General features: G+C 68.6%; 30 protein-coding genes. 10 read left to right on the top strand and 20 right to left on the bottom strand.

What is annotated here, in order from left to right:
* Nucleotides 1–28: 28 nt before the first annotated feature.
* Nucleotides 29–769 carry an SDR family oxidoreductase gene (locus AB0F43_RS10190; protein ID WP_360473424.1) on the bottom strand — a complete coding sequence of 247 codons (741 nt, stop codon included), beginning with the start codon at nucleotides 767–769 and terminating at the stop codon, nucleotides 29–31.
* A 150-nt stretch (nucleotides 770–919) separates the two neighbouring features.
* Nucleotides 920–1,852 (bottom strand): LysR family transcriptional regulator, encoded by a 933-nt coding sequence (locus tag AB0F43_RS10185; RefSeq protein WP_360473422.1) that lies wholly within the window; start codon nucleotides 1,850–1,852, stop codon nucleotides 920–922.
* A 213-nt stretch (nucleotides 1,853–2,065) separates the two neighbouring features.
* On the opposite strand from AB0F43_RS10185, the gene AB0F43_RS10180 reads away from it, so the two are divergent.
* From AB0F43_RS10180 to AB0F43_RS10170, 3 genes are all read left to right on the top strand, one after another.
* Complete coding sequence (locus tag AB0F43_RS10180) at nucleotides 2,066–2,596, top strand: hypothetical protein (protein ID WP_360473420.1); 531 nt, start codon at nucleotides 2,066–2,068, stop codon at nucleotides 2,594–2,596.
* 5 nt (nucleotides 2,597–2,601) lie between these two features.
* Complete coding sequence (locus AB0F43_RS10175) at nucleotides 2,602–2,739, top strand: hypothetical protein (protein WP_360473418.1); 138 nt, start codon at nucleotides 2,602–2,604, stop codon at nucleotides 2,737–2,739.
* A gap of 221 nt (nucleotides 2,740–2,960) precedes the next feature.
* Nucleotides 2,961–3,182 (top strand): hypothetical protein, encoded by a 222-nt coding sequence (locus AB0F43_RS10170; protein ID WP_360473417.1) that lies wholly within the window; start codon nucleotides 2,961–2,963, stop codon nucleotides 3,180–3,182.
* On the opposite strand, the gene AB0F43_RS10165 is transcribed toward AB0F43_RS10170, so the two are convergent.
* Nucleotides 3,179–3,541 carry a VOC family protein gene (locus tag AB0F43_RS10165; protein ID WP_360473416.1) on the bottom strand — a complete coding sequence of 121 codons (363 nt, stop codon included), beginning with the start codon at nucleotides 3,539–3,541 and terminating at the stop codon, nucleotides 3,179–3,181. The two genes, AB0F43_RS10170 and AB0F43_RS10165, sit on opposite strands and share 4 nt — an antisense overlap.
* Nucleotides 3,542–3,609: 68 nt before the next feature.
* Entirely contained in the window at nucleotides 3,610–3,792 is a 183-nt protein-coding gene (locus AB0F43_RS10160; protein WP_360473414.1) for a hypothetical protein, read from the bottom strand.
* Between the two features lie 195 nt (nucleotides 3,793–3,987).
* On the opposite strand from AB0F43_RS10160, the gene AB0F43_RS10155 reads away from it, so the two are divergent.
* Nucleotides 3,988–4,809 carry a SigB/SigF/SigG family RNA polymerase sigma factor gene (locus AB0F43_RS10155; RefSeq protein WP_360473413.1) on the top strand — a complete coding sequence of 274 codons (822 nt, stop codon included), beginning with the start codon at nucleotides 3,988–3,990 and terminating at the stop codon, nucleotides 4,807–4,809.
* On the top strand, nucleotides 4,806–5,306 hold the full coding sequence (locus AB0F43_RS10150) for a DNA polymerase ligase N-terminal domain-containing protein (RefSeq protein ID WP_360473411.1): 501 nt from the start codon (nucleotides 4,806–4,808) through the stop codon (nucleotides 5,304–5,306). The genes AB0F43_RS10155 and AB0F43_RS10150 overlap by 4 nt, the downstream gene beginning before the upstream one ends.
* Here AB0F43_RS10150 and AB0F43_RS10145 read toward each other — a convergent pair.
* The 5 genes from AB0F43_RS10145 to AB0F43_RS10125 form a co-directional block, all read right to left on the bottom strand.
* Entirely contained in the window at nucleotides 5,293–5,940 is a 648-nt protein-coding gene (locus AB0F43_RS10145; RefSeq protein WP_360473409.1) for a nitroreductase family protein, read from the bottom strand. The two genes, AB0F43_RS10150 and AB0F43_RS10145, sit on opposite strands and share 14 nt — an antisense overlap.
* A gap of 316 nt (nucleotides 5,941–6,256) precedes the next feature.
* Entirely contained in the window at nucleotides 6,257–6,874 is a 618-nt protein-coding gene (locus tag AB0F43_RS10140; protein WP_360473407.1) for a penicillin-insensitive murein endopeptidase, read from the bottom strand.
* A gap of 111 nt (nucleotides 6,875–6,985) precedes the next feature.
* Complete coding sequence (locus AB0F43_RS10135; protein ID WP_360473405.1) at nucleotides 6,986–7,603, bottom strand: L-threonylcarbamoyladenylate synthase; 618 nt, start codon at nucleotides 7,601–7,603, stop codon at nucleotides 6,986–6,988.
* A gap of 19 nt (nucleotides 7,604–7,622) precedes the next feature.
* Nucleotides 7,623–8,129: a class F sortase gene (locus tag AB0F43_RS10130; protein WP_360473403.1), complete on the bottom strand. Its 507-nt coding sequence runs from the start codon at nucleotides 8,127–8,129 to the stop codon at nucleotides 7,623–7,625.
* Between the two features lie 182 nt (nucleotides 8,130–8,311).
* Nucleotides 8,312–9,133 carry a DUF4397 domain-containing protein gene (locus tag AB0F43_RS10125; protein WP_360473401.1) on the bottom strand — a complete coding sequence of 274 codons (822 nt, stop codon included), beginning with the start codon at nucleotides 9,131–9,133 and terminating at the stop codon, nucleotides 8,312–8,314.
* A 236-nt stretch (nucleotides 9,134–9,369) separates the two neighbouring features.
* On the opposite strand from AB0F43_RS10125, the gene AB0F43_RS10120 reads away from it, so the two are divergent.
* The 3 genes from AB0F43_RS10120 to AB0F43_RS10110 all read left to right on the top strand — a co-directional run bounded on the left by AB0F43_RS10120 (nucleotide 9,370) and on the right by AB0F43_RS10110 (nucleotide 12,559).
* Entirely contained in the window at nucleotides 9,370–10,161 is a 792-nt protein-coding gene (locus AB0F43_RS10120) for a hypothetical protein (protein ID WP_360473399.1), read from the top strand.
* A 16-nt stretch (nucleotides 10,162–10,177) separates the two neighbouring features.
* Nucleotides 10,178–11,644 (top strand): MFS transporter, encoded by a 1,467-nt coding sequence (locus AB0F43_RS10115; RefSeq protein WP_360473397.1) that lies wholly within the window; start codon nucleotides 10,178–10,180, stop codon nucleotides 11,642–11,644.
* Nucleotides 11,645–11,728: 84 nt separating this feature from the next.
* Nucleotides 11,729–12,559, top strand: coding sequence for a CPBP family glutamic-type intramembrane protease (locus AB0F43_RS10110; RefSeq protein ID WP_360473395.1), 831 nt, complete (start codon nucleotides 11,729–11,731; stop codon nucleotides 12,557–12,559).
* A 101-nt stretch (nucleotides 12,560–12,660) separates the two neighbouring features.
* Here the strand turns inward: AB0F43_RS10110 and AB0F43_RS10105 are convergent, their stop codons facing one another.
* The gene (locus tag AB0F43_RS10105) at nucleotides 12,661–13,362 is read right to left on the bottom strand and encodes a DNA alkylation repair protein (RefSeq protein WP_360474501.1); all 702 of its coding nucleotides are present in this window, start codon (nucleotides 13,360–13,362) and stop codon (nucleotides 12,661–12,663) included.
* Nucleotides 13,363–13,385: 23 nt separating this feature from the next.
* Nucleotides 13,386–14,129 (bottom strand): SDR family oxidoreductase, encoded by a 744-nt coding sequence (locus AB0F43_RS10100; RefSeq protein WP_360473393.1) that lies wholly within the window; start codon nucleotides 14,127–14,129, stop codon nucleotides 13,386–13,388.
* Between the two features lie 400 nt (nucleotides 14,130–14,529).
* On the opposite strand from AB0F43_RS10100, the gene AB0F43_RS10095 reads away from it, so the two are divergent.
* Together AB0F43_RS10095 and AB0F43_RS10090 are read left to right on the top strand one after the other, a co-directional pair.
* Nucleotides 14,530–14,913: an STAS domain-containing protein gene (locus tag AB0F43_RS10095; RefSeq protein WP_360473391.1), complete on the top strand. Its 384-nt coding sequence runs from the start codon at nucleotides 14,530–14,532 to the stop codon at nucleotides 14,911–14,913.
* Between the two features lie 41 nt (nucleotides 14,914–14,954).
* Complete coding sequence (locus AB0F43_RS10090) at nucleotides 14,955–15,911, top strand: NAD-dependent epimerase/dehydratase family protein (protein ID WP_360473389.1); 957 nt, start codon at nucleotides 14,955–14,957, stop codon at nucleotides 15,909–15,911.
* Here the strand turns inward: AB0F43_RS10090 and AB0F43_RS10085 are convergent.
* From AB0F43_RS10085 to AB0F43_RS10045, 9 genes are read right to left on the bottom strand one after another with little or no spacing between them, the layout of a single operon-like run.
* Nucleotides 15,850–16,767 carry a glycosyltransferase family 9 protein gene (locus tag AB0F43_RS10085; protein WP_360473387.1) on the bottom strand — a complete coding sequence of 306 codons (918 nt, stop codon included), beginning with the start codon at nucleotides 16,765–16,767 and terminating at the stop codon, nucleotides 15,850–15,852. The two genes, AB0F43_RS10090 and AB0F43_RS10085, sit on opposite strands and share 62 nt — an antisense overlap.
* Nucleotides 16,767–17,456 (bottom strand): SDR family oxidoreductase, encoded by a 690-nt coding sequence (locus AB0F43_RS10080; protein WP_360473385.1) that lies wholly within the window; start codon nucleotides 17,454–17,456, stop codon nucleotides 16,767–16,769. The genes AB0F43_RS10085 and AB0F43_RS10080 overlap by 1 nt, the downstream gene beginning before the upstream one ends.
* Nucleotides 17,453–18,799: a PfkB family carbohydrate kinase gene (locus AB0F43_RS10075; protein WP_360473383.1), complete on the bottom strand. Its 1,347-nt coding sequence runs from the start codon at nucleotides 18,797–18,799 to the stop codon at nucleotides 17,453–17,455. The genes AB0F43_RS10080 and AB0F43_RS10075 overlap by 4 nt, the downstream gene beginning before the upstream one ends.
* On the bottom strand, nucleotides 18,796–19,386 hold the full coding sequence (locus AB0F43_RS10070; protein WP_360473381.1) for an SIS domain-containing protein: 591 nt from the start codon (nucleotides 19,384–19,386) through the stop codon (nucleotides 18,796–18,798). The genes AB0F43_RS10075 and AB0F43_RS10070 overlap by 4 nt, the downstream gene beginning before the upstream one ends.
* Complete coding sequence (locus tag AB0F43_RS10065) at nucleotides 19,386–20,591, bottom strand: glycosyltransferase (RefSeq protein WP_360473379.1); 1,206 nt, start codon at nucleotides 20,589–20,591, stop codon at nucleotides 19,386–19,388. The genes AB0F43_RS10070 and AB0F43_RS10065 overlap by 1 nt, the downstream gene beginning before the upstream one ends.
* On the bottom strand, nucleotides 20,588–21,547 hold the full coding sequence (locus AB0F43_RS10060) for a glycosyltransferase (protein ID WP_360473377.1): 960 nt from the start codon (nucleotides 21,545–21,547) through the stop codon (nucleotides 20,588–20,590). Before AB0F43_RS10060 ends, AB0F43_RS10065 begins: the two co-directional genes overlap by 4 nt.
* Nucleotides 21,544–22,542, bottom strand: a complete 999-nt coding sequence (locus AB0F43_RS10055; protein ID WP_360473375.1) for a glycosyltransferase family 9 protein — start codon at nucleotides 22,540–22,542, stop codon at nucleotides 21,544–21,546. The genes AB0F43_RS10060 and AB0F43_RS10055 overlap by 4 nt, the downstream gene beginning before the upstream one ends.
* Complete coding sequence (locus AB0F43_RS10050) at nucleotides 22,542–23,663, bottom strand: glycosyltransferase (RefSeq protein ID WP_360473373.1); 1,122 nt, start codon at nucleotides 23,661–23,663, stop codon at nucleotides 22,542–22,544. The genes AB0F43_RS10055 and AB0F43_RS10050 overlap by 1 nt, the downstream gene beginning before the upstream one ends.
* The gene (locus AB0F43_RS10045; RefSeq protein WP_360473371.1) at nucleotides 23,660–25,294 is read right to left on the bottom strand and encodes a carbamoyltransferase C-terminal domain-containing protein; all 1,635 of its coding nucleotides are present in this window, start codon (nucleotides 25,292–25,294) and stop codon (nucleotides 23,660–23,662) included. Before AB0F43_RS10045 ends, AB0F43_RS10050 begins: the two co-directional genes overlap by 4 nt.
* Nucleotides 25,295–25,311 lie beyond the last annotated feature (17 nt).

Raw genomic sequence — 25,311 nt, 5'->3', positions numbered from 1 at the left:
CGTTTTCCTTTCAGCTCAGGTGGGGTTGTCAGGCGGCCGAGCCGCCGTTGGCGTAGATGACCTGGCCGTTGATCCAGCGGGCCGGTCCGGCCAGGAAGGCGATGACCTCGGCGATGTCGGACGGCTGCCCGAGGCGCTCCAGCGGCGGCTCCGCGGCGATCCGGTCGATCAGCTCCTGCGACTTGCCCTCGAAGAACAGGGCGGTCGCGGTCGGGCCGGGCGCGACGGTGTTGACGGTGACGTCGCGGCCGCGCAGCTCGCGGGCCAGGATCAGCGTGATCGCCTCGACGCCACCCTTGGTCGCGGAGTAGGCGGAGTAGTTCGGCCGGGCCAGCTTGGTCAGGGAGCTGGAGACATTCACGATCGCCCCGCCGCCGCGCACCCGCCGTACCGCCTGCTGGTCGACCACGAAGGTACCCCGCAGGTTGGTCCGTACGACGCGGTCGAACACGTCGAGGTCGAGCTCGGCCAGCGGCGCCAGCGGCATGATCCCGGCCGCGTTCACGACCACGTCGATCCCGCCGAACTCCTGCTCGGCCCGGTCGAACAGCGCCGCCACCGCCGTCTCGTCGGCCACGTCGGCCTGCACCGCGATGGCCCGGCCGCCGGCCTGCTCGACCTCCTTGACGGCCTCCTCGGCCGCGGCCTGGTTACCGGCGTACCCGATCACCACGGCGTAGCCGTCGCGGCCCAGCCGGGTCGCCGCCTCGCGGCCGATCCCGCTCGAACCACCGGTGACGATCGCTACCCGCTCGGCTGCGTTGTTCATCGCCCTTGCTCCTTCAGATCTTCGGTCTCTTGCTGACACCAAAGATCTTGCTGCGGGCGATGGATCAAGTCCAACGACTCAAGTCGATGGATGAATCAATTTCATTGATCCACCGGATCGCCCTTGGCCAGGGGTATGGCGAGGGCTGGATCACGTCTGGTGAGGTAGGTCGGCGCCGAGCTCGGTGCCGGGCGGGTGCTGAAGGTGCGTGCTCACCAGGCCGAGCAGGGCGCGGAGCGCGGCGGACGGCTTCCGCTTCCTCAGCGTGGCCAGGTAGAGCGTCCACCTGAACGATTCGTCGGAGACCGGTACGGCGCGGATCGAGTCGATCTCCGCGACGGCGTACCCGGGCAGGATCCCGAGACCCACGCCGTGGGCGACGAACTGGACCCCACCCTCGATACCGAGCGCCTCGACCACGACCTTGCGTTCGATCCCGGCCGCCTCGAACTTCTGGTCGATCAGCGTCCGGGTCCCGGACCCGGGCGGGAAGTCGACGAACGCCTCGTCGGCCAGGTCGGCCAGCGTCACCGACCGCCGCCGGGCCAGCCGGTGACCGACCGGGACCGCGAGCACCTGCGGTACCCGAAGCAGCTCCCACGTGGTCAGATCGCGTGGTGCGCTGCCGGCCGCGACACCGAGGAATCCACAGTCGATGTCGCCGTTCCGCAGGCCGGCGATCACGCCGGCCGACCCCTCGGCCTCGGCCCGCAACCGCAGCTCGACGTTCGGGTACCGCCGCCGGAACTCCCCGGCCGCGGCCGGCAGATCGACCAGCCCGAGGCCCGGCAGCAGCCCAACCCGGACGGAGCCACGCATCCCCGCGCCGAGCTCGTCGACGACATCCCGAGCACCTTGTACGGCGTCCATCACCGCGAGCGCTTCGGGCAGAAGCGCCGTACCGGCCTCAGTCAGCACCACACGCTGGGCGCTGCGCTCGAACAGCGTGACCTTGAGATCGCGTTCCAGCGCGGCGATCGCGGCACTGACCGCGCTCTGCACCACATGCAGCCGCCGCGCCGCCAGCGTGAAGCTCCGCTCATGAGCCACCGCCACGAAGTACTCCAACTGCCGCAACTCCACGAAGGCAGTCTGTCAGCCCCCGTGCCCCCACGGCCGGGACGACCCCGGGCGCTCCAAGAAGCTGTGTCAAAACCGGCAAGCTGGGTCCGACCTGTTGGTGACGGGCCCACGCACAGACGGGATGAACCATCGTGACGAACCTTCAGGACCAGATCCAGCAGCGCCTCGACGAACTGGCCGAGACCGAGCTCGGTCTACAGTGGCCGTCTATCCGTGGCCGGCCTGTTCGGCAAGGTCACCCCGGCCACCATCCTCCCCCGGGCCGCGCTGTGCAACAGCCCTCAGTACCTCACCGCCGAGACTCCCTCGGCCGGTGTCCTGACCGCACGCGGCATCGCCAAGCTGTACGCCGCTCTGATCGGTGCGGTGGACGGTGTCCGGCTGGTCCGGCCGGAGCGGGTCGCGGAGATCACCGGCCCGGTCTTCACCGGACAGGACGAACTGATGGGCAACGACGTGTCGTGGGCGATGGGCTACGGGATCGGGCGGCTCGGATCGACGGGCGCGCAGAGCCCGACGACGTTCGGGATGCCGGGCATGGGTGGCAGCGCGGCCTGGGCCGATACCCGGGCCGGCGTCGCGTTCGGGCTGACCCGGACCTTGTTCGACCCGGCGCAGTCGAACCCGGCGTCGAGATCGGCAACCTGGTTGCGAAAGCTCTTTGCTGAAATCCCCTTGTGTGTAAGGGCTTTCCAGCAGCTTTACGCGCTGCGGACGGACTGGTGGTCGACCCAGACCAGGTGACCGTGGTGGCTGACGAGAACTTCGTCAGCACCCGTCGCGCCGGTCCGGCGTCCCAGCTCCTGACCAGCGATCCAGCGGCCGCCGATGCGGACCTGGACGGCGACGGGCCGGGCCGGAGAGGGGGCTACAGGCATGGCACCTGACTTCTGGACAGGGGCGGTCACTGGATGTCGGCGTACTGCTCTGGTGTGGTGCTGAAGATCGGTCATCGTCGCCCTCGCAGGGACACGGCAGCCAACGTCGGGGGGCTGGCTACTCAACCAAAGGCCACCCTACAACCGCGACATGACACAGCGTTAGCGATAACCCGAATTGACCTTCAACGCCCTGGGTACCGGAAAGAATCTCACCTTGGAGGTGGAGCATGAGTACGAATCCGATCCCACCCATGCCGGTCGGACCTGGCGACTCCCGGAACCCCGACAACCCGGATCCGGACATGCCGGACCTGGTCGACCCGGCCATTGACGAGGAGCCGGCCGTCGGCATCCGGCCGGACGACGACTCACCACTCGAGCAACCGGCCTCGAACCCGGACGCCCCGGAGGAGGACCCGAACGACCAGCTCCCGCGCTTTGAGAGCTAGGGCAGTTGCTGCAGGGCCCAGGAGTTCCCGTCGGGGTCGCTGAAGAAGGCGAAAGTCCCCCACGGGAACTCCTGCAGGTCCGACACCTCGACGCCGCGCTCGGCCAGCTCAGCCCGGGCCGCAGCCACGTCGGGTACGACGATCTGCAGCCCGCGGACCGAGCCGGGTTCAGCCTGCTCCATCCCGCTCCCGATCGCGATCGAGCAAGCCGACCCGGGCGGCGTCAGCTGAACGAACCTCAGTTCTTCGCTGACCTGGTGGTCGTGATCGGCGTTGAACCCGACTTTCTCGGTGTAGAACGCCTTCGCCCGGTCCACATCCGACACCGGTACCGACACCAACTCGAGCTTCCAGTCCATGGGGAGAACTTAGCGCCTCGTCGGGGGCGGCCGGACGTGCCTGACCTCCCTCGACGAGGTGCTCGTGTTCAGTCCGGGGCCTCCGGAACGTCCGGCGTGGCCGGTGGGTCCGGTTGCTGCTTCTTCTCCTCCGCCGGGGCGTCCGCTGAGTGGTTCGCCGGCGGGTCCTCCGGGCGGCGGGTCTCGTCGAGGAGGTCGTCGACCAGCGGCTCGTCCGGTCCGGCAGTGCTGAAGTCGTTCGGCTCTGTCATGGTTCCTCCTTCCTGAACCCCGACGCCGTACCCGGTTTCCGGTTACGCATGCGAGGGGTCCGTGTTGCGGTCCGTGGTCGGTACTGATAGAGATGCATAACCCCGCGAAACCTGGGGTAGGAATGTCAGCAGATAGCTCTGACCGCGGTCCAGACATGTGCCGCGCCGTGACTCAAAGTCGCGAGGTCAGCAAAAATGGTCACCGTAGTTTCCAGCAGTACCGTCGAAGAGCGCAGTAGTGATCCGAAACAGCGCAGAGACAGGACGACCCGAAGCCTTCTGAGCCGACGGGCCGCCACGACGGACGAAGATCTCCGCCAGGCCCTCCTGGACGAGGCGATCGAGCTCAACCTGAGCATCGCTCACAGCATCGCCACCCGGTTCCGTGGCCGGGGTGTCGAACCCGAGGACCTGGATCAGGTCGCCTACCTGGGGCTGGTCAAGGCCGCCCGTAGCTATGACCCCAGCACTGACACACCGTTCCTGGCGTACGCCGTACCGACCATCAGGGGCGAGGTGAAACGGTACTTCCGCGACTGCTCGTGGACGGTCCGGATCCCGCGCCGCCTGCAAGAGTTGCAGGGCACGATCGCCGCGGTCCGCCCGCGGCTCGTGCAGGACCTGCACCGTGAGCCCACGCTCGCCGAGCTCGCCGCCAAGATAGGTGCCGAGGTCAACGAAGTGGAGGCGGCGATCGCCGCGGACGGCTGCTTCTCCGTCCTGTCCCTGGACCGTCCGGTCGACGGCGACTCGACCGCGAACCTGGCGGACACGATCGCGGACACCGACGACACCGCGTTCGAGCGGAGCGAGGCGGTTGCCGTCCTCGAGCCGGTGCTCAACGACCTGGCGCCGCGGGAGCGCAGGATCCTCGAGCTGCGCTTCGTCGAAGGACACACCCAGGCGGATATCGGCGCCGAGATCGGAGTGAGCCAGATGCAGGTCTCCCGGCTGCTCCGCGGCATCCTGGACCGGCTGCGCAACCGCATCGAACCACCCACGGCAGCTGCCGCTTGACGTCCAAGCCGATCTTCGTGGTGCAGCTGCATGATGCCCGGCGGCTGCACTACGACGTTCGGCTGGAGGTGGACGGTGTTCTGAAGTCCTGGGCGGTTCCCCGTGGACCGTCCCTGGACCCGACCGTCAAACGGCTCGCGGTCTTCACCACCGATCACGAGCTGGAGTACGCCTCCTACGAGGGCGTGATCGCGGACAGCCAGTACGGCAGCGGCGCCGTGATCGTGTGGGACGCCGGCCTCTACACCAACCTCACGCTCGACGAGCGTCGCCGGCCGGTGGATCCGGCGGTGGCGATCGAGCGCGGGCACCTCAAGGTGCAGTTGCATGGCGTGAAGCTCAACGGCGCGTGGGCCTTCACCAGGACCGGGGAGGACTGGTTACTGGTGAAGGTCCGCGACGCTGCCGCCGATCCGGACCTCGATCTGACCGTCACCGAGCCCCGGTCGGTGCTCAGTGGCCTGACCATCGAGGACATGGCCACTACCAACCGTTGACGTGCAGGACTTCGTCCAGCGGCTGGCGTGGGGCGGGTTTGAAGTCGGTGCCGATCGTGTACGCGGTCGGGATCAGCACTGACTGCCGCACCTGTTCGGGGAGATCGAGTACGGCGGCGACCTCTTGCTCGTAGTTCAGGTGCAGGGTCGTCCACGCCGTACCGAGTCCACGGGCGCGCGCGGCCAGCATGTAGCTCCAAGCCGCGGGCAGGATCGAGCCCCACAGCCCGGCCTGGTTGCCGGCCGGCAACGACTTCGCCTCGAGACACGGGATCACCAGCACCGGCACCTGTCCCATCCGGTCGCCCAGATAGGCCACGCTGTTCCCGATCCGTCGCTGCACCGGGCCGCGCACGGGATCATCCGCGAAGAGCTTCCCAGCCGCTCGGGACCCGGCCAGGTACTTCTCCACGGCGAGCCGGTAGTACTCACCGATCGCCGTCCGCTTCTCCGCGTCGGTGATCACCAGCCAGTGCCACGTCTGCCGATTGCTCCCCGACGGCCCCTGCAACGCGATCTCAAGACACTCGCGCACGACCTCGATCGGCACCGGCTTCCCCAAATCCAACCGCTTCCGCACGGTGCGGGTGGTAGTGAGCAGTTCGTCCGGATTGAGCTCCAAGGTGTACGTCACCACCCCAGTCTGCGCTGGGGGGATTGGACAACCGCAGAGGTCCTGGACAGCAAATGTCGTGTCCTTCCGCCCGAGAGGGTGTTCACGGTCCCGGCAGTTGTACGCGGTCAGGTCAGGAACGCAGGAGCGTGATGCTGTAGACGACGATCCAGGTCGCCCAACCGAGCCAGCCGATGAGGCCGATCGGCCCAGTTCTGTTAGCCCCTTGGGCGTTGTAGGGACTGGCGGAGGACGACAGGAACAGCAAGGCGGCACTGACGTAGCCGAGGATCGCGTGCCAGGTCGGTCAGCAGGTGTAGAGGTTGTTGGGGTGGACTTACTCGCAGAAGCGGACGTGCAGGTGGTTGTCGTGGGCGGGCCACTCGGCGGTCAGGCCTTCGTTGATCAGCACCGGGTCGTTGAAGAAGATGATGCGGACATGGCCTGGTGCGGCGGCGCGAATCGCCTGTACCAGTTGACGGGTGGCGGCCCGGTCGTACGTCGACGACTCCCAGGTGATCCGCCCCGCGGTGCATTGCGCGTTGTCCGTGCGAATCGGCCAGATGTCGATGTCCAGCCCGACCTCGTGACTGCCGTGCCCGGGGATGTCACCACCGTGCTCGAAGCCGGCGTCGCCGTACGGGACCTTGCCTTGGGACGTGCTCGCGAACGATCGTGCCGCCTGCTCCAGTTGGGCGACGGCCGCTGACGTGGCCCAGTTGGCCGCCGTACCGTTGCCGTCCGGGTCCTGGTCGCACAGGTTGGCCCCGAAGTCCGGGTAGTCGTAGTGCCAGGCGAGGTTGCGCCAGGTGATCGGCCCGACGATCCCGTCCGCGCCGATCCCGGCATGGGACTGGAACGCCACCACCGCGTCGCGAACCGCAGTACCGAATACCCCGTCGACCGGCAGGTTGAGCCGCCGCATGCCGTTGAGCTCGACCTGTAACGCCTTCACCGCCGCGTTGTTGTCGCCCGACCGGACTCCTCCAGGGCGGGTGAGGTGCACGTGGTTACTTACTAACCTTCACCAGCCACGATCAGCCATGACCTTCCCGCCCGCAAGAGTTCACTGGAAAGGTGTGGGATCCCCGGCGCCGACGCGGACGACCTCGGCGACATCGTCGGAGAAGTCGACGACCGTGGTCGGTTCGGTGCCGGTCTCGCCTTCGATGACGGCGTCGACCTGGTTGTCCAGCTCTTCCTTGATCTCCCAGGCCTGCGTCATCGGCATCTCGTGATCGGGCAGCAGCAGGGTGCTGGAGAGCAGCGGTTCACCGAGTTCCTCCACCAGAGCCCGCGCCACGACGTGGTCCGGGATTCGCACGCCGACCGTCTTCTTCTTCGGGTGCAGCAGGCGGCGCGGCACTTCCTTCGTGGCCGGCAGGATGAACGTGTAGCTCCCCGGCGTCGACGCCTTGATCGACCGGAACACCGCGTTGCTGATGTGCACGAACTGGCCGAGTTGCGCGAAGTCCTGGCACACCAGGGTGAAGTGATGCCGATCGTCGAGGTGCCGGATGGCGCGGATCCGATCGATCCCCTCCCGGTTCCCCAGTTGGCAGCCGAGCGCGAAGCAGGAGTCGGTCGGGTACGCGATCAGCCCGCCCTCGCGGACCAGGTCCACCACCTGGCCGACCGCCCGCCGCTGCGGATTCTCCGGATGTACGTCGAAATACCTCGCCATAACCGCCGAGCCTAGTGGCTCAGCGTGCTTGGCCGACGGCGGCGGCCGTGACAACCAGGTTGTCCTCGTAGCCGCCGCGGGAGGCGTCGTACGCGCCGGTGCAGGTGATGAGGACCAGCCGGTGGTCGACTTTCTGGTCGAAGGCGCCGCTGTGAGTCGCGAGCGCGTTCTTCCGGACCGAGACGATCGAGCTGACCCGGTACGTCGCGGTGCGGCCGGAGCCGTGCAGTACGACGAGCTCACCCGGCTTGATGCGAAGCAGACGGGCGAAGTAGCCGATGCCTTCGGCCTTGGTGTCGACGTGGCCGGCCAGCACCACCGATCCGAACGGGTCGCCGGCCTGAGCACCGCCGTCCCACCACCCGACGCTCTGGCCGTGCTCGGGCACCTTCAGCTCACCGCGGACCGTGCTCACCGGTAGCACCGGAGACTTCGCCCCACCCGGCAGCACTACCTGCGCGGGGACGAACCAGATCCGCTGACTCGGAGCCGGCGTACCGATCCGGGCCGGTGGTGCGGTCGTCACGCCCGCCTCGACCTGGGATGAAGTGATCTCGGGTGCGAACCCAGGGACACCACGAGTAGCCGGGGCGGACGACGGCGTTGGGGTACCGCCGTCCGCCCCGGGGCCCGGCACGGAACCGTTCACCTGCGCAGCGCACCCCTCCAGGCCGCCGCAGCACAGCACCAATGCGAGCACGAGGGGCCTCAGCGGCGTACCACCTTCCGGACCGTCACCACCGCGGCCAGCAAGCCGGCCAGGACGAGCGCGACCCAGAGGTCCGAGTTGGAACCGGCCCTGGAGCTGTGCGCCTGGTTCAGCCCCGCCACCTGTCCGCCGGTCCCGGTGTTCACCAACTCCGGCGTCCCCGAACCTGAACCGGGCAACTTGATCGTGCCCACCGCGACGTTCATCGTCCTCGCATTCGGATTACCGACCGCGAAGACCCGGGTCAGATATCCAGCCCGGGCCGGCAGGTCCAACGGACCGAGAACAACAGGTGAAGTCGCGCCAGCCGGCACGATGTCCACCTTGTAGGTGGCCGCCGGGACGACCGCCTCGAGCGATTCCCCGTTCGCGATACTCGCGAACGCGACCTTTCCGTTCACCCGGATGTCGGCCGGTCCGACGGACGCGTCGTGCGCGACCCGCAAGGCGGCCTTGTCCCGCGGGATCGCGCTCAGCTTGTTCGGGTACGACGTCAGCACCGGCGCACCGGTCGGCGAGACCGGCAGGTGGATGACGGCGTCGACGCTGGTCCCCGACCCGACCGTGACCTCACGCTGGACCACCACTTTTCCGTCCTGTCGCGCGGTCACCATCCGCTTGCCGGCGGCAACCCCGAACGGCCCGGCGACCTTCGTGATCGCCAGCCCGGTCGCCACCGTGCGGCCGTCGATGCTGATGTCGAGCGACCGTCCGGGCAGGCCCTGGACGACGTACAGGTTTGCGCTTACGACCCCCTCCGCAGGCACCGTGAGCACCGCCGGCGCCGCCGCAACGGTCACCGCCAGCGTCAGTGGAATCACCCTCCGAATTGCCGGACCATGAATTCTCGAAATTTTCTCGAATACCGCATGGAATGATCCGGACACGCTCCGTCTCGCCATTCTGCGCCCTCTCGAAGTCCCCCGCAAAATACGACAATAATTGCCGAACCCCACCAATTTCGGCGTATCCTATTCCGAAGTTGATCCGGCCGCCAGAGGAGCGGCCGAATCCGTTTGGGGGGCGGTGCGACGTGTCCGAACGCGATTCCGCGGGCATGGCATCGACTCCCGCCCAGGAGTTCCTCCCCGGCGTCGTATCGGGGGTGGAGGACCTCAGGCGGCGGGCTTCGGGGGCACGGTGGCTGGCCACGGCCGCGCTGACTCTGGGGCTCAGCGCGACCGCGGCCTGCTCATCGGATGTCCCCCGTCCGGTGGCACCCAGCCCAGGACTGGGCATCACCCCAGCCGCACCGTCCGGGCGCACTCCGCCGAGCCAGACGCCCACCACCACACCCGCCATCGGCGCGACCCGGCCGGGTATCCGGATGGTCGTCGTAGCGCGGCCGGATGGATCGTTCGACATCACCGAGGACGTGATGCTGCCGAAGGCGACGAACATTCTGCAGGTCCAACTGCCCGTGTCCGGGGAACAACTGCCCGGGATGATGACCAAGACGTCGCCGATCGCGACCAATCTGCGCATACTGGCCAACGGCTCGACCGTCCCGCTGATCAGTTCGAGCGTCACCACCACGACCGATGTACCGCTGACCACCGCCGCGGCGAACCTGCGCCTGACCTACCGCTTGTCCGGCTCGACGGTACGACGAACGGAGTCGAAACCGGAGCGGGCCACGTCGGCCATCAGACCGCTCACCGCGATCGTCGAGGGCGGCCTGCCGACCAACCTGACCGTCGCCGGTGGCGAACTGCTCAACGCGGTCTGCCCGCTGCTGACCGAGACCCGGTGCGCGGTCGGCAATCCACCGAAGCTCTCGGTCCTTCAGGGCATCCCGGCCGACAAGGCCCTCGTCGTCCTTCAATTGGATCTCCCGCTGTCGCAGTAACGCCTACTGTGTGTCCATGACGGAGCGGATCGCGTTCGGGACCAGCCGGGCGAGGTGGGTGCTGGCGGCCACGGCGCTCGGATCGGGGATGGCGTTTCTCGACGGGACGGTGGTGAATGTCGCGTTGCCGGCGATGGGCGACGAGCTCAACGCCGACGTGGCCGGCCTGCAGTGGATCATCAACGGCTACATGCTGCCGCTCGCGGCTTTGATCCTGCTCAGCGGTTCACTCGGCGACCGGCTCGGCCGGCGGCGGATGTTCGTGGTCGGGGTGATCTGGTTCGCGGTCGCGTCGGTGGTGTGCACGGTGGCGCCCAACCTCGAGGTGATGATCGCCGGCCGCGTCCTGCAGGGTATCGGCGGCGCCTTGCTCACGCCGGGCAGCCTGGCGATCCTGCAGACGACGTTCGCGCAGTCGGATCGCGGCAAGGCGGTCGGCGCCTGGTCCGGCCTGACCTCGGTCGCCGCGGCGATCGGCCCGTTCGTCGGCGGTGGCCTGGTCGACAGCGGTTCGTGGCGGCTGATCTTCCTGATCAACGTCCCACTCGCGGTGGTGACCGTGCTCATCACCCTGCGGCATGTGCCGGAGACCCGGGACGAGACCGCGGCCGGACGGCTCGACCTGACCGGCGCCGCCGTCGCGACCATCGGCCTGGCCGGCCTCACGTACGGCCTCATCAGCGCGGGCGACCGCGGGTTCGGCGACCTCCTCGTGCTGGTCTCGCTGGCGATCGGAGTGGTCGCGGTCGCGGCTTTCGTGGTGGTCGAGCGGCGCGAGTCCCACCCGATGCTGCCACCCGGCATCTTCGCCAACGTCCGCTTCACCGGCGCGAACCTGGTCACGGTCGTCGTGTACGGCGCTCTCGGTACGGCGACCTTCCTGGTCGTCGTGTACCTGCAGACAGCACTCGGGTACGACGCGATCTGGGCCGGGGCCGCCCTGCTGCCGATGACCATCTTGATGCTCGGCCTGTCCGGGTACGCCGGTGGTCTCGCGGAGAGGATCGGTGCGCGAATCCCGATGACAGTCGGGCCGATCCTGATGGGCGCGGGTTTCCTGTTGATGCTGGGGATCGAGCCGGGGGTGAGTTATGTCAGCGCGGTCCTGCCGTCGGTCGTCGTACTCGGCCTCGGACTCGTCGCGACGGTCGCGCCGCTGACCGCGACGGTGTTGTCGGCGGTCGAGGATCACCACGCCGGGATCGCGTCCGGCGTGAACAACGCGATCGCGCGCTCGGCGCAGTTGATGGCGGTCGCCGCGATCCCGATCGCGGCCGGTATCACCGGTGACAGCTACCTCGATCCCGTTGCCTTCGGCAATGGGTTTGCCCGCGCGCTGTGGATCTCTGCCGCGTTGGCCGTGGCCGGCGGCGTCATCGCCTGGTTCACCCTGGGCGACCGTGGCGCGAAGCCGGCGCCGGTCCATCACCACCCCCATTGCGCGCTGGAATCCCCGCCGTACGCGCACAGCCGCAACTCCTGAGTTCGGAGACATGTCGACAAATCCCGGATCTTTTTGACACGGCTGTACGGTACGATCGTGTCAAAACCGCGGAGGAGGCGGGCAGTGAAGGTCTGGGGGCGGGCGGCGTTCGGGCCCGCGGCGATGGGGTTGGCGCTCGGGTGCTCGATCGTGGTGTCGGAGCTCATCGGCAACAGGTACGTGCCTGCCGTGGTGTGCGCGCTGGTCGCGATCCTGCTGATCAGGCCGTTCCGGCGGCGGAAGGAACTCGGGCTCACGCAGGCCGGGCGCGGCTTCGCCCTCGGTGTTGGCGTCACAGGTGGAAGTGCGGTGCTGGTGCTCGGCGCCGGGACGCTCGCCGGATGGATCAGCTGGGGCCCGTTCGACCTGAGCACCGTGCTGGTCTTCCTGGTGACCAACACGGTCATCGCCGTTCTGCTGGAGGCGTTGCCCGAGGAGATCAGCCTGCGCGGGCACACCTGGACCGCGCTGCGCTCCCGCTACCGCGGTGTGATCGCCGCGGCCGGGACCACTGCCCTGTTCCTGCTCGTCCCGGGTATCGCGTCGATCGTCCAGCTCGTGCTCGGCGGCATCGTCGGCGTACCCACGCAGGAACTGAGTTTCACGCCACCCGGCGAGGACCCGGTGGTGTACCTGGTCCTGCTGGCGATCTTCGGCTTCACCCTGATCGCCGCACGCCAGGCCACCGGCTCGCTGTGGACCAGCATCGCGACCCACCTGACATTCCTGACCGTGAACCGGCTGACCATCGACGGCGCGAAACGCGACGCCGGCTGGTCAGCCACGCTCGACAGCCCGGACGTCCTGCTGCTGGTACCGCTGTACTTGGTGCTGGCGGCCCTGATCTATCAGCAGTTGGGCAGGTCGCGGCCGGTGTTGTCCTTCGCCTCGTCGTTGCCCCAGCGGGACAGGTAGTACGCCGACACCCACTGGTTCGCCGGGCCGACGTCGAGGTCGGGCTTCATCCACCAGTGGTTGTACGCCGACCGCCAGGTCTTTCGACCTGGGCGAAAACGTCAGCGCAGCGACAGATAGTGCTTGCGTACGTCGGGCGACAGCCGCTCGATCGCGTACCTCAGCATGGTCCGCGGCATCACCGCCGCGTGCTGGTCGAGGAACACCCGGAGCTCGTCCTCCGAGACCCGCTTGCCGGCCTCGCGCAGCATCCACCCGGACGCCTTGTGGATCAGGTCTTCCCGGTCGTCGAGCACGAGCGCGGACAACGCGTAGGTGTCGGCGCTCTGCCCGTGCCTGATGAACCGATGGGTCGCGACCAGCGCGATCCGCCGTTCCCACAACGACGACGACCGGACCAGCGTGGAGAGAACGTCCCGCGGTTTGTCGAGCAGGTACCCGCCGACGATCTCCGACGTACTGCAGTCGACCAGGTCCCAGTTGTTGATGTACGCCGTACTGCGCAAGTACAGCTCGTAGATCGCCGTGACCTCGGCCGGGTTCGCCGTCCGCGGCTTGAGGCTGCGGGCCGCGCGATCGGCGAGTAGGCAGAGGATCGCCAGCCGGTGCTCGTGGATCGGGCTCTGCAGCGCCTGCTCGAGCTCGGCGAGTGGAAGGTCCGCGCGCAGGTAGGGCTTGAGCAGACCGCGGATGGTGGAGAGCTTCACGCCGATCATCTGATCGCCGTGGCCGTAGCCACCGGGTCCCAGCTTGAAGTAGCCCACGAGAATCTTCGCCACCGCCGGGTCGGCGGCAGCGTCGATGTCGGCGAGCAGGTCCGCGGTGCTCAGATCACCAGCCCTCCGGTGGCCAGCAGGTTCTGCCCGGTGACCCAGCGGCCGTCGGGGCCGGCCAGGAACGCGACGACGTCGGCGATGTCGGAGGGCTGACCGAGGCGGCGCAGTGGGGTGATCGCGATCATTCGCTCGGCCGCGTCCGGTGGGTTGCTGCCGTGGAACATGTCGGTGTCCGTCGTTCCGGGTGACACCGTGTTGACGGTGATCCCGCGCGGACCGTACTCGCGGGCGGCGACTTTGACGAACTGCTCGAGCGCTCCCTTGCTGCCGGCGTACAGCGAGATGCCGGGACCGGGCAGCGCCGTGTTGAGGGTGGAGAGCGCGATGATCCGGCCGTCGTCCGAAAGCACCCGGGCGGTTCGCTGGATCAGGAAGTACGGGCCCTTCAGGTTCGTCGCCATCAGCCGGTCGAACTCGTCCTCGGTGACGTCGGCGATCGTCCGCACGTGCGACATCGCCGCGTTGCAGACCAGGATGTCGAGTGCCCCGGTCGGCTCGGTCGCTCGCTCGACCAGCTCGGCGTGCGCCGCGAGGTCGGCCTGGTCGGACCGCACCGCGATCGCCTGACCGCCGGCCGCCTTGACCTCGTTGACCACGTCCGCGGCCGCGGACTCGTTCGACGCGTAGGTGAAGGTGACCACGGCACCGTCGCCGGCCAGCCGCCGTACGATCGCCGCACCGATCCCACGCGAGCCACCCGTGAGGAGGGCCGCCTTGCCGTCGAGTACGCCCATCAGAGCTCCTTCCGCAGTCGCCGCACTCCTTTGTCTATCACCGTGCCGCTCTTCATGACGGCGTCTCGGTGATACCCACCGCCTCACTCTTTGTGTCAGATCGCTTCCATAACGTATCAACCACGGCTTAGGCTTGGCGCCGAAGGAAAACCGGCCGGCCTTTTGGAGGTGATGCGTTTGCTTGCGGAGTGGGCGTTTGCACGAGGCAGATGATCGCAGCGTTTGCACCGGCAGTTGCGCTGGCTGGTAGCGCTTACATCCCTGGTTAGATCACGCTCCGAGGTCATCCGGGTCAGAGCCGTTGTGACGCCTGTGTGTTGGGGCATACGGTGAGGGCAGGGCAGTTCCACCTCGCCAGGACCGACCGGCGTTCGCGGGATTACCCGGGGGAGAGACCGGCGTGACAAGCCAGCCTGAGCCGCGGGACGGCGAGATGATCAAAACCACGTTCGACGCTGTGACCGAGGAGCTGGAGCCTGGCGTACTGCTGGTCCGGCTGTCCGGTGAGATCGACATCGCGACCACCGACTTCGCCGCCGAGTCGATCCGTGCCGCGGTGGCACCGCCGGCCCGGCTGGTCCTGATCGACGTCTCCGCCGTCACGTTCTGCAGCTCGGCCGGTCTCGGCAACTTGGTCGAGGCCCGCAACCTGGCCGGCCAGCACAACATCACCCTGGCCCTGGTCGGCGTCGGCCGGCCGGTCGACCGGCCGTTGTCCATCACTGGTCTGGGCGGTCAGTTCCGGATTTTCTCCACGGTCGACGAAGCCCGCCGCGAACTCTGACACCGCTGTTTCCAAGGCACTCCCCCGGGTACCCAGGAGCGATGGAGCATGTCGTGGTGACCGGTGGAGCTGGGTTCGTGGGCAGTCATCTGTGCGAGCGGCTGATCTCTGACGGCTATCGGGTCACCTGTCTGGACAACCTGCTGACCGGCACAGCGGACAACGTCGCGCACCTGATGGAGAAGCCGGGTTTCACGTTCACGCGTTGCGATCTGACCGGCTTCGTGCACGTTCCGGGCGATGTCGACCTGGTGCTGCACTTCGCCAGTCCGGCATCGCCGATCGACTATCTGCGGTTGCCGATCCAGACTCTGAAGGTCGGCGCGATCGGGACCTGGCACGCACTCGGCCTGGCGAAGGAGAAGAACGCACGGTTCCTGCTCGCCAGTACGTCGGAGGTGTACGGCGACCCGCAGGTGCACCCACAGCCGGAGTCGTACTGGGGTCACGTGAACCCGATCGGACCGCGTGGTGTCTACGACGAGGCCAAGCGGTACGCCGAAGCACTCACCACGGCCTACCGCACCAGCGAGGGCGTCGACACCGCGATCGCCCGGATCTTCAACACCTACGGCCCGCGGATGCGTCCCGACGACGGGCGCGCGATCCCGACTTTCATCCGGCAGGCCCTGACCGGAGAACCGCTCACCGTCGCCGGTGACGGCAGCCAGACCCGGTCGGTCTGTCATGTCACGGACACCGTCGACGGCATTCTCCGGCTCGCGTTCAGCGGTCACCCCGGACCGATCAACATCGGCAACCCGGACGAGCGATCGGTCCTGCGGATCGCACAGGACGTGATCGCCGCGACCGGATCGCACTCGACCGTCCAGTTCATCGATCGCCCGGTCGACGATCCCGGCGTGCGACGTCCGGACACGACGCTGGCCGAGCAGGTCCTGGACTGGAGGCCGCGGATCGACTGGCGCGCCGGGCTCAGATCGACGGTCGACTGGTTCCGTGAAGCTGCGCCATTGCCGCAGACAACACCTCGCTGACCTCGATCCGCAGCAACGCCTCATCGGGCTGATCCGCGTGCGGGTCGCCGAGTCGGCTGCCGTGATACAGCACGGTGTGCAGATCGAGGTCGATCGCCGGCCCCCACCACGCGGGCGGGACCGGCCCGAACAAGGTCACCGACCGCGTGCCGACAGCCGTCGCCAGGTGCGCGACGCCGGTGTCGCCACTCAACACAAGCGCCGCCGAAGCCACCCGGAGCGCCAACGCGTCGAGTGACAACTTCCCGCTCAGGTCCTCGTCCGCGGTGATCCGCGCACACAGTTCGGTCTCCGATCCGGTCAGCACGACGTGGCGACCCTCCGAGCGCAGCCACTCGACAACCTCGGCCCACCGCGACACCGGCCACTGCCGCGCCCGGGTCGCCGCCCCCGGATGAACCACCACCGAACCATCGCTATCGGCATGTATGGGCAGCCGCAGGTCCTCAGGACCACAAGGACCACCGGCCCACGTCACCAGCCGGCACCACCGATCCACCTCGTGCTCGTCAAGTTGCCATGGGCAACCCCTCACATGGCCGGCGGCCACGCAGTCGAAGGCGATCAACTCGTCCGGACCACCCTCCTGCAGTACGCCATGGCTCTGTGGTCCACGGCCGTGCAGATTCACCGCGTCATGCGGCCCCAGCTCGAGCCCTGGCGGTCGCGCAGACAGCGAGGTCGTCGGAATGACGTCGTCGACCAGGCCCAGTCGCGCCAACCAGGCCGACACCGGCTGTGGTCCCGCGAGCAGCAGCGGCCGGTCGCCGTACCGGCGTCGCAACCCACGCAACGCCGGTACGGCGGTCAGCGCATCGCCCAGCCCGAGCGCACGGAGGATGACGACCGGACGCATCAGGGCCAGGAGGGTTCGACGGACGGGCAGACGACCAGTTCACGGATCTCGACGCCGGGTGGCTGGGACAGCGCGTAGACCACGGTCTCGGCCACCGCCTCGGGATCGTTCAGCATGGCGTCCTTGCCCGGCTTGTACTGCTCCGGCCGACCGTCGAAGAAGGCCGTCTTCATCCCGCCCGGCACCAGCATCGTCACCCCCACCCGTCCGGCGGTCTCCACCGCCAGCGCCCGGCTGAACCCGACGACGCCGAACTTCGACGCGCAGTACGCCGTCGCATCGCTCAACGCGCGCAGTCCGAGGGTCGATGCCACCGTCACGATCCGCCCGCCACTGCGCTCCAGCCGCGGCACCGCGGCCCGTGCGATCGCCGCCGTACCGATGAGGTTCACGCTGATCACGCGGACCCAGTCGTCCAGCGGGATGTCCTCGATCCGCCCGCACGCATCGATGCCGGCCGCGGTCACCACTCCGGTCAACGGTCCCGCGCCGACCGCCTCGGCCGCGGCCAGGGCTGGCTCGGCCGACGACGGGTCGGACAGCTCCACCTGAATCCACGGCACGTCCTCGGCGGACGGCCGCTGCCGGTCCAGGGCGATCGCCGTACCGCCATGTTTGCGGACCGCGGCGACGACCGCGGCTCCGAGTCCGCTGGCCCCTCCGGTCACGGCTACCCGATCCAAGCTCATCGAGCACTCCCTTCCTGAAGAATCGCTGTGGTGGAACGTCCCGGCAGATAAGGCACCAGCACGACGCGACCACCCCAGCTGCTCACAATCGGTGTCTCAGGCAACATTTCCGCGCTGTAGTCGCCGCCCTTCGCCCAGATGTCCGGCCGCAGCTGATCGAGCAGCACGCACGGATCGCTGCCGCCGAAGACGGCGACGGCGTCCACGCAGCGCAACGACTCCAGAACGCGCCGGCGGTCCGCCAGCGAGTTCACCGGGCGATCCGCTCCCTTCAGCCGGCGGACGCTGTCGTCGGAGTTCAGCAGCACGATCAACGCGTCGCCGAGGCGACGGGCGGCCTCCAGGCTGGCGATGTGACCGGCATGCAGGATGTCGAAGCAGCCGCCGGTCGCGACCACGGTGCCACCGGCCGCGTGGACCCGGCGGACCAGCGCGGCGGCATCCTGCTCCGGCTCGGCCGCACCCACGACCTCGGCGGCGTTCACGCCTCCGGCCGCCAGCCAACCAGCCGTGTCCATCACCGCGGCCTCGATCGCGGCCCGTGTCGTCGCACCGGAGCCGAGCTCGGCCGCCGCCGTACCGGCGAACCGATCACCTGCACCGCACGCGTCGCCTCGGTGGTTGAACGGCGCCGGAGTGAACATGGCCGGCGCGCCACCCGCAGCGGTGAAGACTCCGTTGCCGCCGTCGGTGACCGCGACAGCCCAGGCCTGCCAGCGATCGCGTAGCTCGGTGGCGAGCCGATCGAGTGGTGCTGCCGAGGTGGCGAACTGGCAGGCCTCGGCTCTGTTGGGGGTCGCGAGCGTGACACCCGGCACCGGCTCCGCCCCTCGCGGATGCGGATCCCACACCATGGCTCGCTGCGAGGCCCACCGGCGCAACACGTCCCGGACCTCCGGGTGACTGACGACTCCGCCCGCGTAATCGGCCACGAGAACGGCGTCCGCCGCCTCGAGTTGTTCCTCCAACGCGGCGACATCGCACCCGTCACCCATCTCCGCCGGCGCCTCGACGTCCAGGCGGAGCAACGACTGCCCCGCACTGCGCACCCGTGTCTTGCACCGCGTTCCGGGCGCACGCAGGATCTCGGTCACCGGCAGGCGCCCGGTCAGCAACGCCTCCAGGCGCTTGGCCGGCTCGTCGTCGGCCAGCGCGGTGGCCAGATGGACCTCGATTCCCTCGCGGGCGAGCAAGGTCGCAGCCAGGCCGGCACCACCGGCCCGCTCGTTCGTTCCTTCGACCTGTACGACCGGAACAGGTGCCTCGGGGCTGATCCGGCGTACGTCTCCTTCGATGTCGCGGTCGAGCAGCACATCGCCGACCACCAGGACCCGGACGGTCATCGGGCCACCTCCCTGTACGACAGGTAGCGCTCGACGGTCGAACAGAGTGCATGGATCGCCACCAGGTGAACCTCCTGTACGGCGGTCGGCGCGGCGGACTCGACCGCGAGCGCCTGATCGGCCCGCTCAGCCAGTGGATTCGGCCTCGGTCCGGTCAGGGCCCAGACTTTGAGCTCGCTGTGATGAGCGGCGTCGACCGCTGCCAGCAGGTTCGTGCTGCGGCCGCTCGTCGACAGCAGGACGAGTACGTCGCCCGGTCGTCCGTGGGCCCGCACCTGCCGCGCGAAGACATCGTCGGCGCCGAAATCGTTACCGATGGCGGTCACGCTGGACGTGTCGGCGTGCAGGGCGATCGCGGACAGCGGCGGGCGGTCGGCATGTTCGAACCGTCCGACCAGCTCGGCGGTCAGGTGCTGTGTCTCGGCCGCGCTGCCGCCGTTGCCTGCAGCAAGTAATCGGCCACCGGCCGCGAACAGGTCGGCCAGCTCGCGCCCCCACGCGTCCACCGTCACGGCCTGTCCGTCCAGGCTTTCCAGACCGGCCCGCAGCTGGTCGAGGTGGCCGGTGATCGTTCCGAACCGGGCCATCACCGCACTCTTCCCGTTGCCACTCGCGCCATGATCCGCCCGTAGACCTGCTCGGTGTCCTCGGCAACTCTCGCCCAGGTGTACTTCGCCTTGACCCGGAGCGCCCCGGCCACGCCGAGCCGCCGGCGGCGTGGCGGGTCGTCGAGCAGCTGCTGCAGGGCAACGGCCAACCGGTCGGGATCCCTGGGCGGCACATGGACGCCGGTGACGTCGTCGACGACCGTGTCGAGCAGTCCGCCGACCGCGGCGGCGATCACCGGGCGACCACACGACATCGCTTCCAGTGGGACGATTCCGAACGGCTCGTACCACGGCGTGCAGACGACCACGTCCGCCGACCGGATCAACGCCGGCACGTCCTTGCGAGACACCGCGCCGACCAGGTGCACCCGGTCGGCGACGCCGAGGCGATCCGCTTCGGCGCGCAGTCGCCGTACCTCCGGGTCGTCGTCGAAACCATCGGCCGGGCCGCCGGCGATCACGAGCTCGGCGCCGGGCACCCGGCTGAGAGCCTGGATGACGGTGTCGACTCCCTTGCGTTCGACCAGACGCCCGAGCGAGAGGATGCGGCCACCGTGCCGGCCGCTCCACCAATGGTCCTGTGACATCGAAGGCCCGAAGAGGTCGACTCCGCAGGGAACCACGTGCAGGGACTCAGCCGGGGCGCCGAGCTCGAGGAGTTCGCGGACCTCGTCGGTGGCGGTCGCGATCACCGCGTCGGCGACGGAGGCCAGGTTCGACTCGATGTTCAGCCGCTCGGGTGGACTCGGGTCCGCCGCGCCCTGGTGACGGCGCTTCACCACACCGAGGGCGTGGAAGGTCTGCGCGAACGGGAACTCGACGGCACGGCGCGCCTCAAGGCAGGCGACACCTGACATCCAGAAGTGTGCGTGCACTACGGCAGGCGGCTCGGGTGACCACTGCTGCCCCATCCACTGCCCGAAGGCCTTCATGTACGGCAGAAGTCTGTCTTTGGGCAGCTGTTCGGCCGGTCCGGCGGGCACGTGGATGACCTCGACGCCTGCACCCAGTGGTACTCGTTCCGGGCTGTCCGGGTCGTCGCGGCGGGTGTAGACCTCGACCTGGTGGCCGCGCTCGGCCAGAGCAAGGGAAAGTGCCGCCACGTGGACGTTCTGGCCACCTGCGTCGGCCCCACCCAGCACGGCCAGTGGGCTGGCGTGCTCGGACACCATGGCGATTCTCATCGGCAGACCTCCTTCAGCATGCGGTCCCAGTCGTCCAGGAACCTCGGCAGCCCGAAGTACTCGAGTGCGTGCGCTCTGGCCGCCATACCTTTCTCACGGGCTTCATCCGGGTCGACGAGCCAGCGCAGCGCGGTCGCCGCCAGCAGGTCGACGTTCGAGCTGACCAGGCCCGCGGTGGCCGGCACAGCCTCCGGTGCCGCTGTCGCGGACACCACGAGCACGGGCATGCCCAACGTCATGGCCTCGATCAGGGACAGACCGAGGCTTGTCCAGCGGTACGGGTGCAGGTAGGCGAAGTGCATTGCCATCCGCTTGTGCAGGCCGTCCTGGTCGGCCTCACCGACATCGGCCAGTCCGCTGTGGATGTGGGCCGTCAGTTCGTCGGCGCCCATCCCGAACACACTCACCGGAACCTGTTCGGCTATCTGCCGCACCAGGTCGATTCCGGCCACTCGCCAGCGTCGTACCGGCTCGTTGACGGACACAACGAGTGAGTCGATGTCACCGGAGTACTGGTAGCCGTAGTCAGGCACACCGTGGTCGATCACCGCTGCGGGCGCTCGGCCGTTGTCCCACATGGTCCGGTTGAACTGCGTGACGTGGACGATCGGGATGTCGGTGCGATCCGCCAGCGGGTGTTGCCAGTCGTTGACGTCACCCCTGGGCGTGTTGTGCTCGACGTACACGGCAGGGACGCCGTACCGGCCGAGGGAGCGGCCGGCCCAGCGCTGGAACAGTCCCAGCTCGTGTGGGCGTTGCAGGACCACCACGTCGAAGTCGGCCGTGCGCAGCTCCTCGGGAGTGATCTCGCGGACGGACTCCGGCCAGGGGTAGGTCTGCGCGCGGCCCATCCCGTCTGGACCTCGGTCGGGGAGGACCGGGACGTAGTACTCGTGCGGCCCCTGGACGAACGACGTCATCCAGGCGGCGTGGACGTGCCAGGCCAGGATCCTCATGTCGCGACCTCCTCGATCAGCTTGCGAACGGCGACGACGACCTCGTCCGGCGACACCTGGTCCAGGCACGGGTGACCCGGCACCGGGCAGACCCGGGCGCGCGAGTCCCGGCAGGGCGCGTACTGGTCACCGAGAACGACGGAGGGCACCCGCCACGGCGCCCATCGGGCGGCCGGGACAACGGGCGCGAAGAGTGAGACGACCGGAGTGTTGACGGCGGCCGCCAGGTGGGCCGGCCCGGTGTTGCCGACGACAACAGCCTGTGCCGTCTTGAGAATCGCGGCCAGTCGACGGTAGCTGGTGCGACCGCCGAGGTCGACGCCGTTGCTACCGGCAACTTCCGCGGTGAGTGCGCGCTCGTCGGCTGCCCCGGTGACGAGCACACGGTGACCGTCAGCGGTCAGGGCTTTGACCGTGACGGCCCAATGATCGGGTGACGCCGTACGGGCCGGGACAGACGCGCCGGGGTGAACGACGACGTACGGGCCTTCCTCGACGACCGGCAAGATGTTCTTGATGCGCAAGCTGCCGTCGTCACCGTCGGGCAGGCTGTAGCCGGCCGCCTCGACCAGGTCCAGCGCGCGCTCGACCTCGTGCCCCGGGCCGGCGTGGTGCCGGAGGTCCAGCAAGGCGCCCGGGTAGTCCTCGCAGTTGGCAGCGATATTCTTGATGCCGGCCATCCGCAGCAGGAGCGCCATCGGCAAAGGGCTCTGGTGGTACGACGTCAGCACGATGGCCGCACCGAGACGCTCCAGGGCAAGTGCGTCGACCAAGGTCTCGACGCCACGCCGGTCGACAGCCGGTGGATCGAAGCCGGTCCACGGGCACGGCCAGACATACACGTCGCTGACACCGGGCAGCAACCGCGCGGCCTGTTCACCGGACGGAGAGACGAGCAGGACGACCCGATCCATCGCGGCGACGGCCCGAATGGCCGGACCGGCCAGCAGTACGTCACCGTCGTTGTCCATCCGGGTGACCAGCGCAGTCCTCATCAGCGGTCTCCCAACAGTCGGCTGACAGCTGTCAGGAGATCTGGCCGGACGACTTCGGCGACCGGCACGCCGGCTGTTCTGAGCTTGCGGATCGCCTGGCGGGCTTGGGGAACCGCTCGTACCTGCTCGGGATCGCCGTTGTAGGGAACGTCGTGGATGAGCGTGCCGTCGCGGTCGAAAAGCACGGCGCCGACCTTCGGCTGCCCCTTGTGCCATGGCGTGCTGCCGCGATGTTGCCAGGTGCCGCGGGCGCGGTGCCAGACGGCGGCGAAGGGAATCACGACGGAGGTGACCACCATCCGCATGACTTCGTCCGGCGTACGAGGACCGGGTGCGACGCGACGCCGGACGAAGTCAGCGGTCAGGAGCGCCCAGACCGCGGCGGCCTTCTTCGAGCCGGACAGCGCAACGACAGCAGACAGAACGGTGGCCAGGTGCCACTTCAATCGACCGGACGGACATTGGGCCAGCGTGCGCCAGTGCCGGCCATGGACTGCCCGCAGCAGCGCGTCGTCCGCGTTGCCGCGCTGCACGCGCACACTGACCCAGAAGTCTTCCTCCCGGACCGGATGGACGACATGTCGTGCGCCCTTGCGTAGTTCCCAGCCATGCTGCCTGATCCGGAGCGCCAGATCGGCGTCCTCGCGATAGGCCCGCGGGAACCGCTCGTCGAACCCGCCTACCTGGTCGAGCGCCGTACGGCGGTAGGCCATGTCGGCGGTGGCCCAATCCGCCTTCTCCAGGCCGGCAGTACTGCGTCCCCAGTCGGTCGGCCGTGACCCTCTCGGCACCTTGATGCGGCCCTGGACACCAGCGACCCGGTCATCGACTGTCAAGTCGTTCTTCAACGCGCTCGACCAGTCCGCCGGCAGCCGCACGTCGTCATCCAGGAAGGCGACCCACTCGGTCTTCGCGACTCGCCAGCCGACATTGCGTGCGGCGGCCGGTCCTCGCCCTCCGGAACGCAGTACCTGGTAGTCCCCCGCCGGCAACGCGCCATGCGGCTCCGGGCGGTCGTCGACGACGTACACCGGGCCGGTCCACTGGCCGGCCAGGTCGGCGAGCAGGTCGGCCAGGCAGGCGCGACCGACTGTCGGGATCACCACACTGGTCTGCGTCAACGGAACGCCCCCTCCCGGCGTACGACGTGCGGCCCGAGGACCAGGAGATCGGCAGGGGTCGACCCGAACAGCTCCAGTACGTCGGACGGGCTGTCGACCATCGGACGACCAGCAGTGTTCAGGCTGGTGTTGATCAGCACCGGCAATCCGGTTCGTCGCTCGAACTCCTCCAGAAGCCTCGCCAGCAAGGGCTCGTCCGCATGGTCCACCGTCTGGATCCGAGCCGTGCCGTCCACGTGGACGACCGCGGGGATGCGGTCCTGCCAGGCCGCGGCCACGGTGTGGACGAACAGCATGTAGGGGCTGGGCAGCGGACCGTCGAAGATCTCCGCGGCGCGCTCGATCAACACCAGCGGGGCCACCGGCCGGAACTGTTCACGGCCCTTGATGTCGTTGAGGCGCTCCAGGTTCTCGCGACGACCAGGGTGCGCCAGCAGCGACCGGTGCCCGAGTGCGCGCGGACCGTACTCGGACCGGCCCTGGTACCAGGCCACGATGTGGTCGTCCGCCAAGGCCTGCGCAACCACACCAGCCAGGTTTGCCGGGGTATCGAACGGCAGTGCGGCTTGGTTGAGCCTGGCGGCCAGCTGGTCGTCGGACCACCCACGGCCGAGTGCAGGTGTCTGCATAGGCTCTGGCCGACCTGCCGAGGCGCTCAGTTGTAGTGCTGCGCCGAGCGACGTACCAGCGTCCCCTGCGGCCGGTTGGACCCACACGTGTTCGTAGGGCCCTCTCCGCGCGACGACCGAGTTGGCGACGCAGTTGAGTGCGGTACCGCCAGCCATCGTGAGCGCTCGGGCGCCGGTCTGTTCGTGCAGCCAGCTGGCCAGCTCGAGCATGACCTCCTCGAGTCGCCGCTGCACGCTGCAGGCCAGATCCGCGTGAGCGTCCGTGAGCTCGTCGCCAGGCTGGATCTTCGGTGCGTAGCCGGCCCAGTCCACTTTGTCGGTGCGGAAGCCGCCGGAGTCCGTCGTACGGACCAGCTCACGGAAGTCGGCCAGGTGGCGGGGCTTGCCGTAGGAGGCGAAGGCCATCACCTTGTACTCGTCGCTGGAGCGCAGGAACCCGAGGTGCTCGGTCAAGTCTTCGTACAGCAGACCTAGCGAATGCGGCAGGTCCTGGGTGGCGAGCACCTGGAGCTCCGGGCCGTCGTACACGCCGCCAAGGTGGGAAGCGCGCTCACCGCGCCCGTCCAGGACCAGACAGGCGCTCCGCTCGTACGGCGCTGCCAGACCGGCCGACGCCGCGTGTGCGACGTGATGCGGTACGAAGGTCACCTTGCCCGGGTCCAGCCCGGGCAACGCCGCGGCGAGGAAGTTCGGCGCTCGGCGGGCATAGTCGGTCCGAACGTGGTCGCCTGGGTCCGTGACGCCCAGCTCGGACAGGTCCACGCACAGCGACGGGTCGAAGGAGTAACCCACCCGATCCAGATCGGCGGGCTGCAGTCCGGCTACCTGGAGGCACCAGCGCATCGCCTGCTCGGGGAGTTCCCAGGCCGACCATGGCACCGGCCGTTTGCCGTGTTTGCGCCGGCTGAACCGCTCCTCCTCCGCCGCGGCGACGATCCGGCCGTCGACGACCAGGGCGGCCGACGGGTCGTGGAAGATCGCGTTGACCCCGAGAATCCGCACCTCGCACCTCCTCGGTC

Origin of the sequence: Kribbella sp. NPDC023972, from assembly GCF_040639075.1 — a bacterium.
Taxonomy (GTDB): domain Bacteria; phylum Actinomycetota; class Actinomycetes; order Propionibacteriales; family Kribbellaceae; genus Kribbella.
The sequence above is the reverse complement of the archived record's forward strand: the minus strand, read 5'-3'. Positions and strand labels throughout refer to the sequence as shown.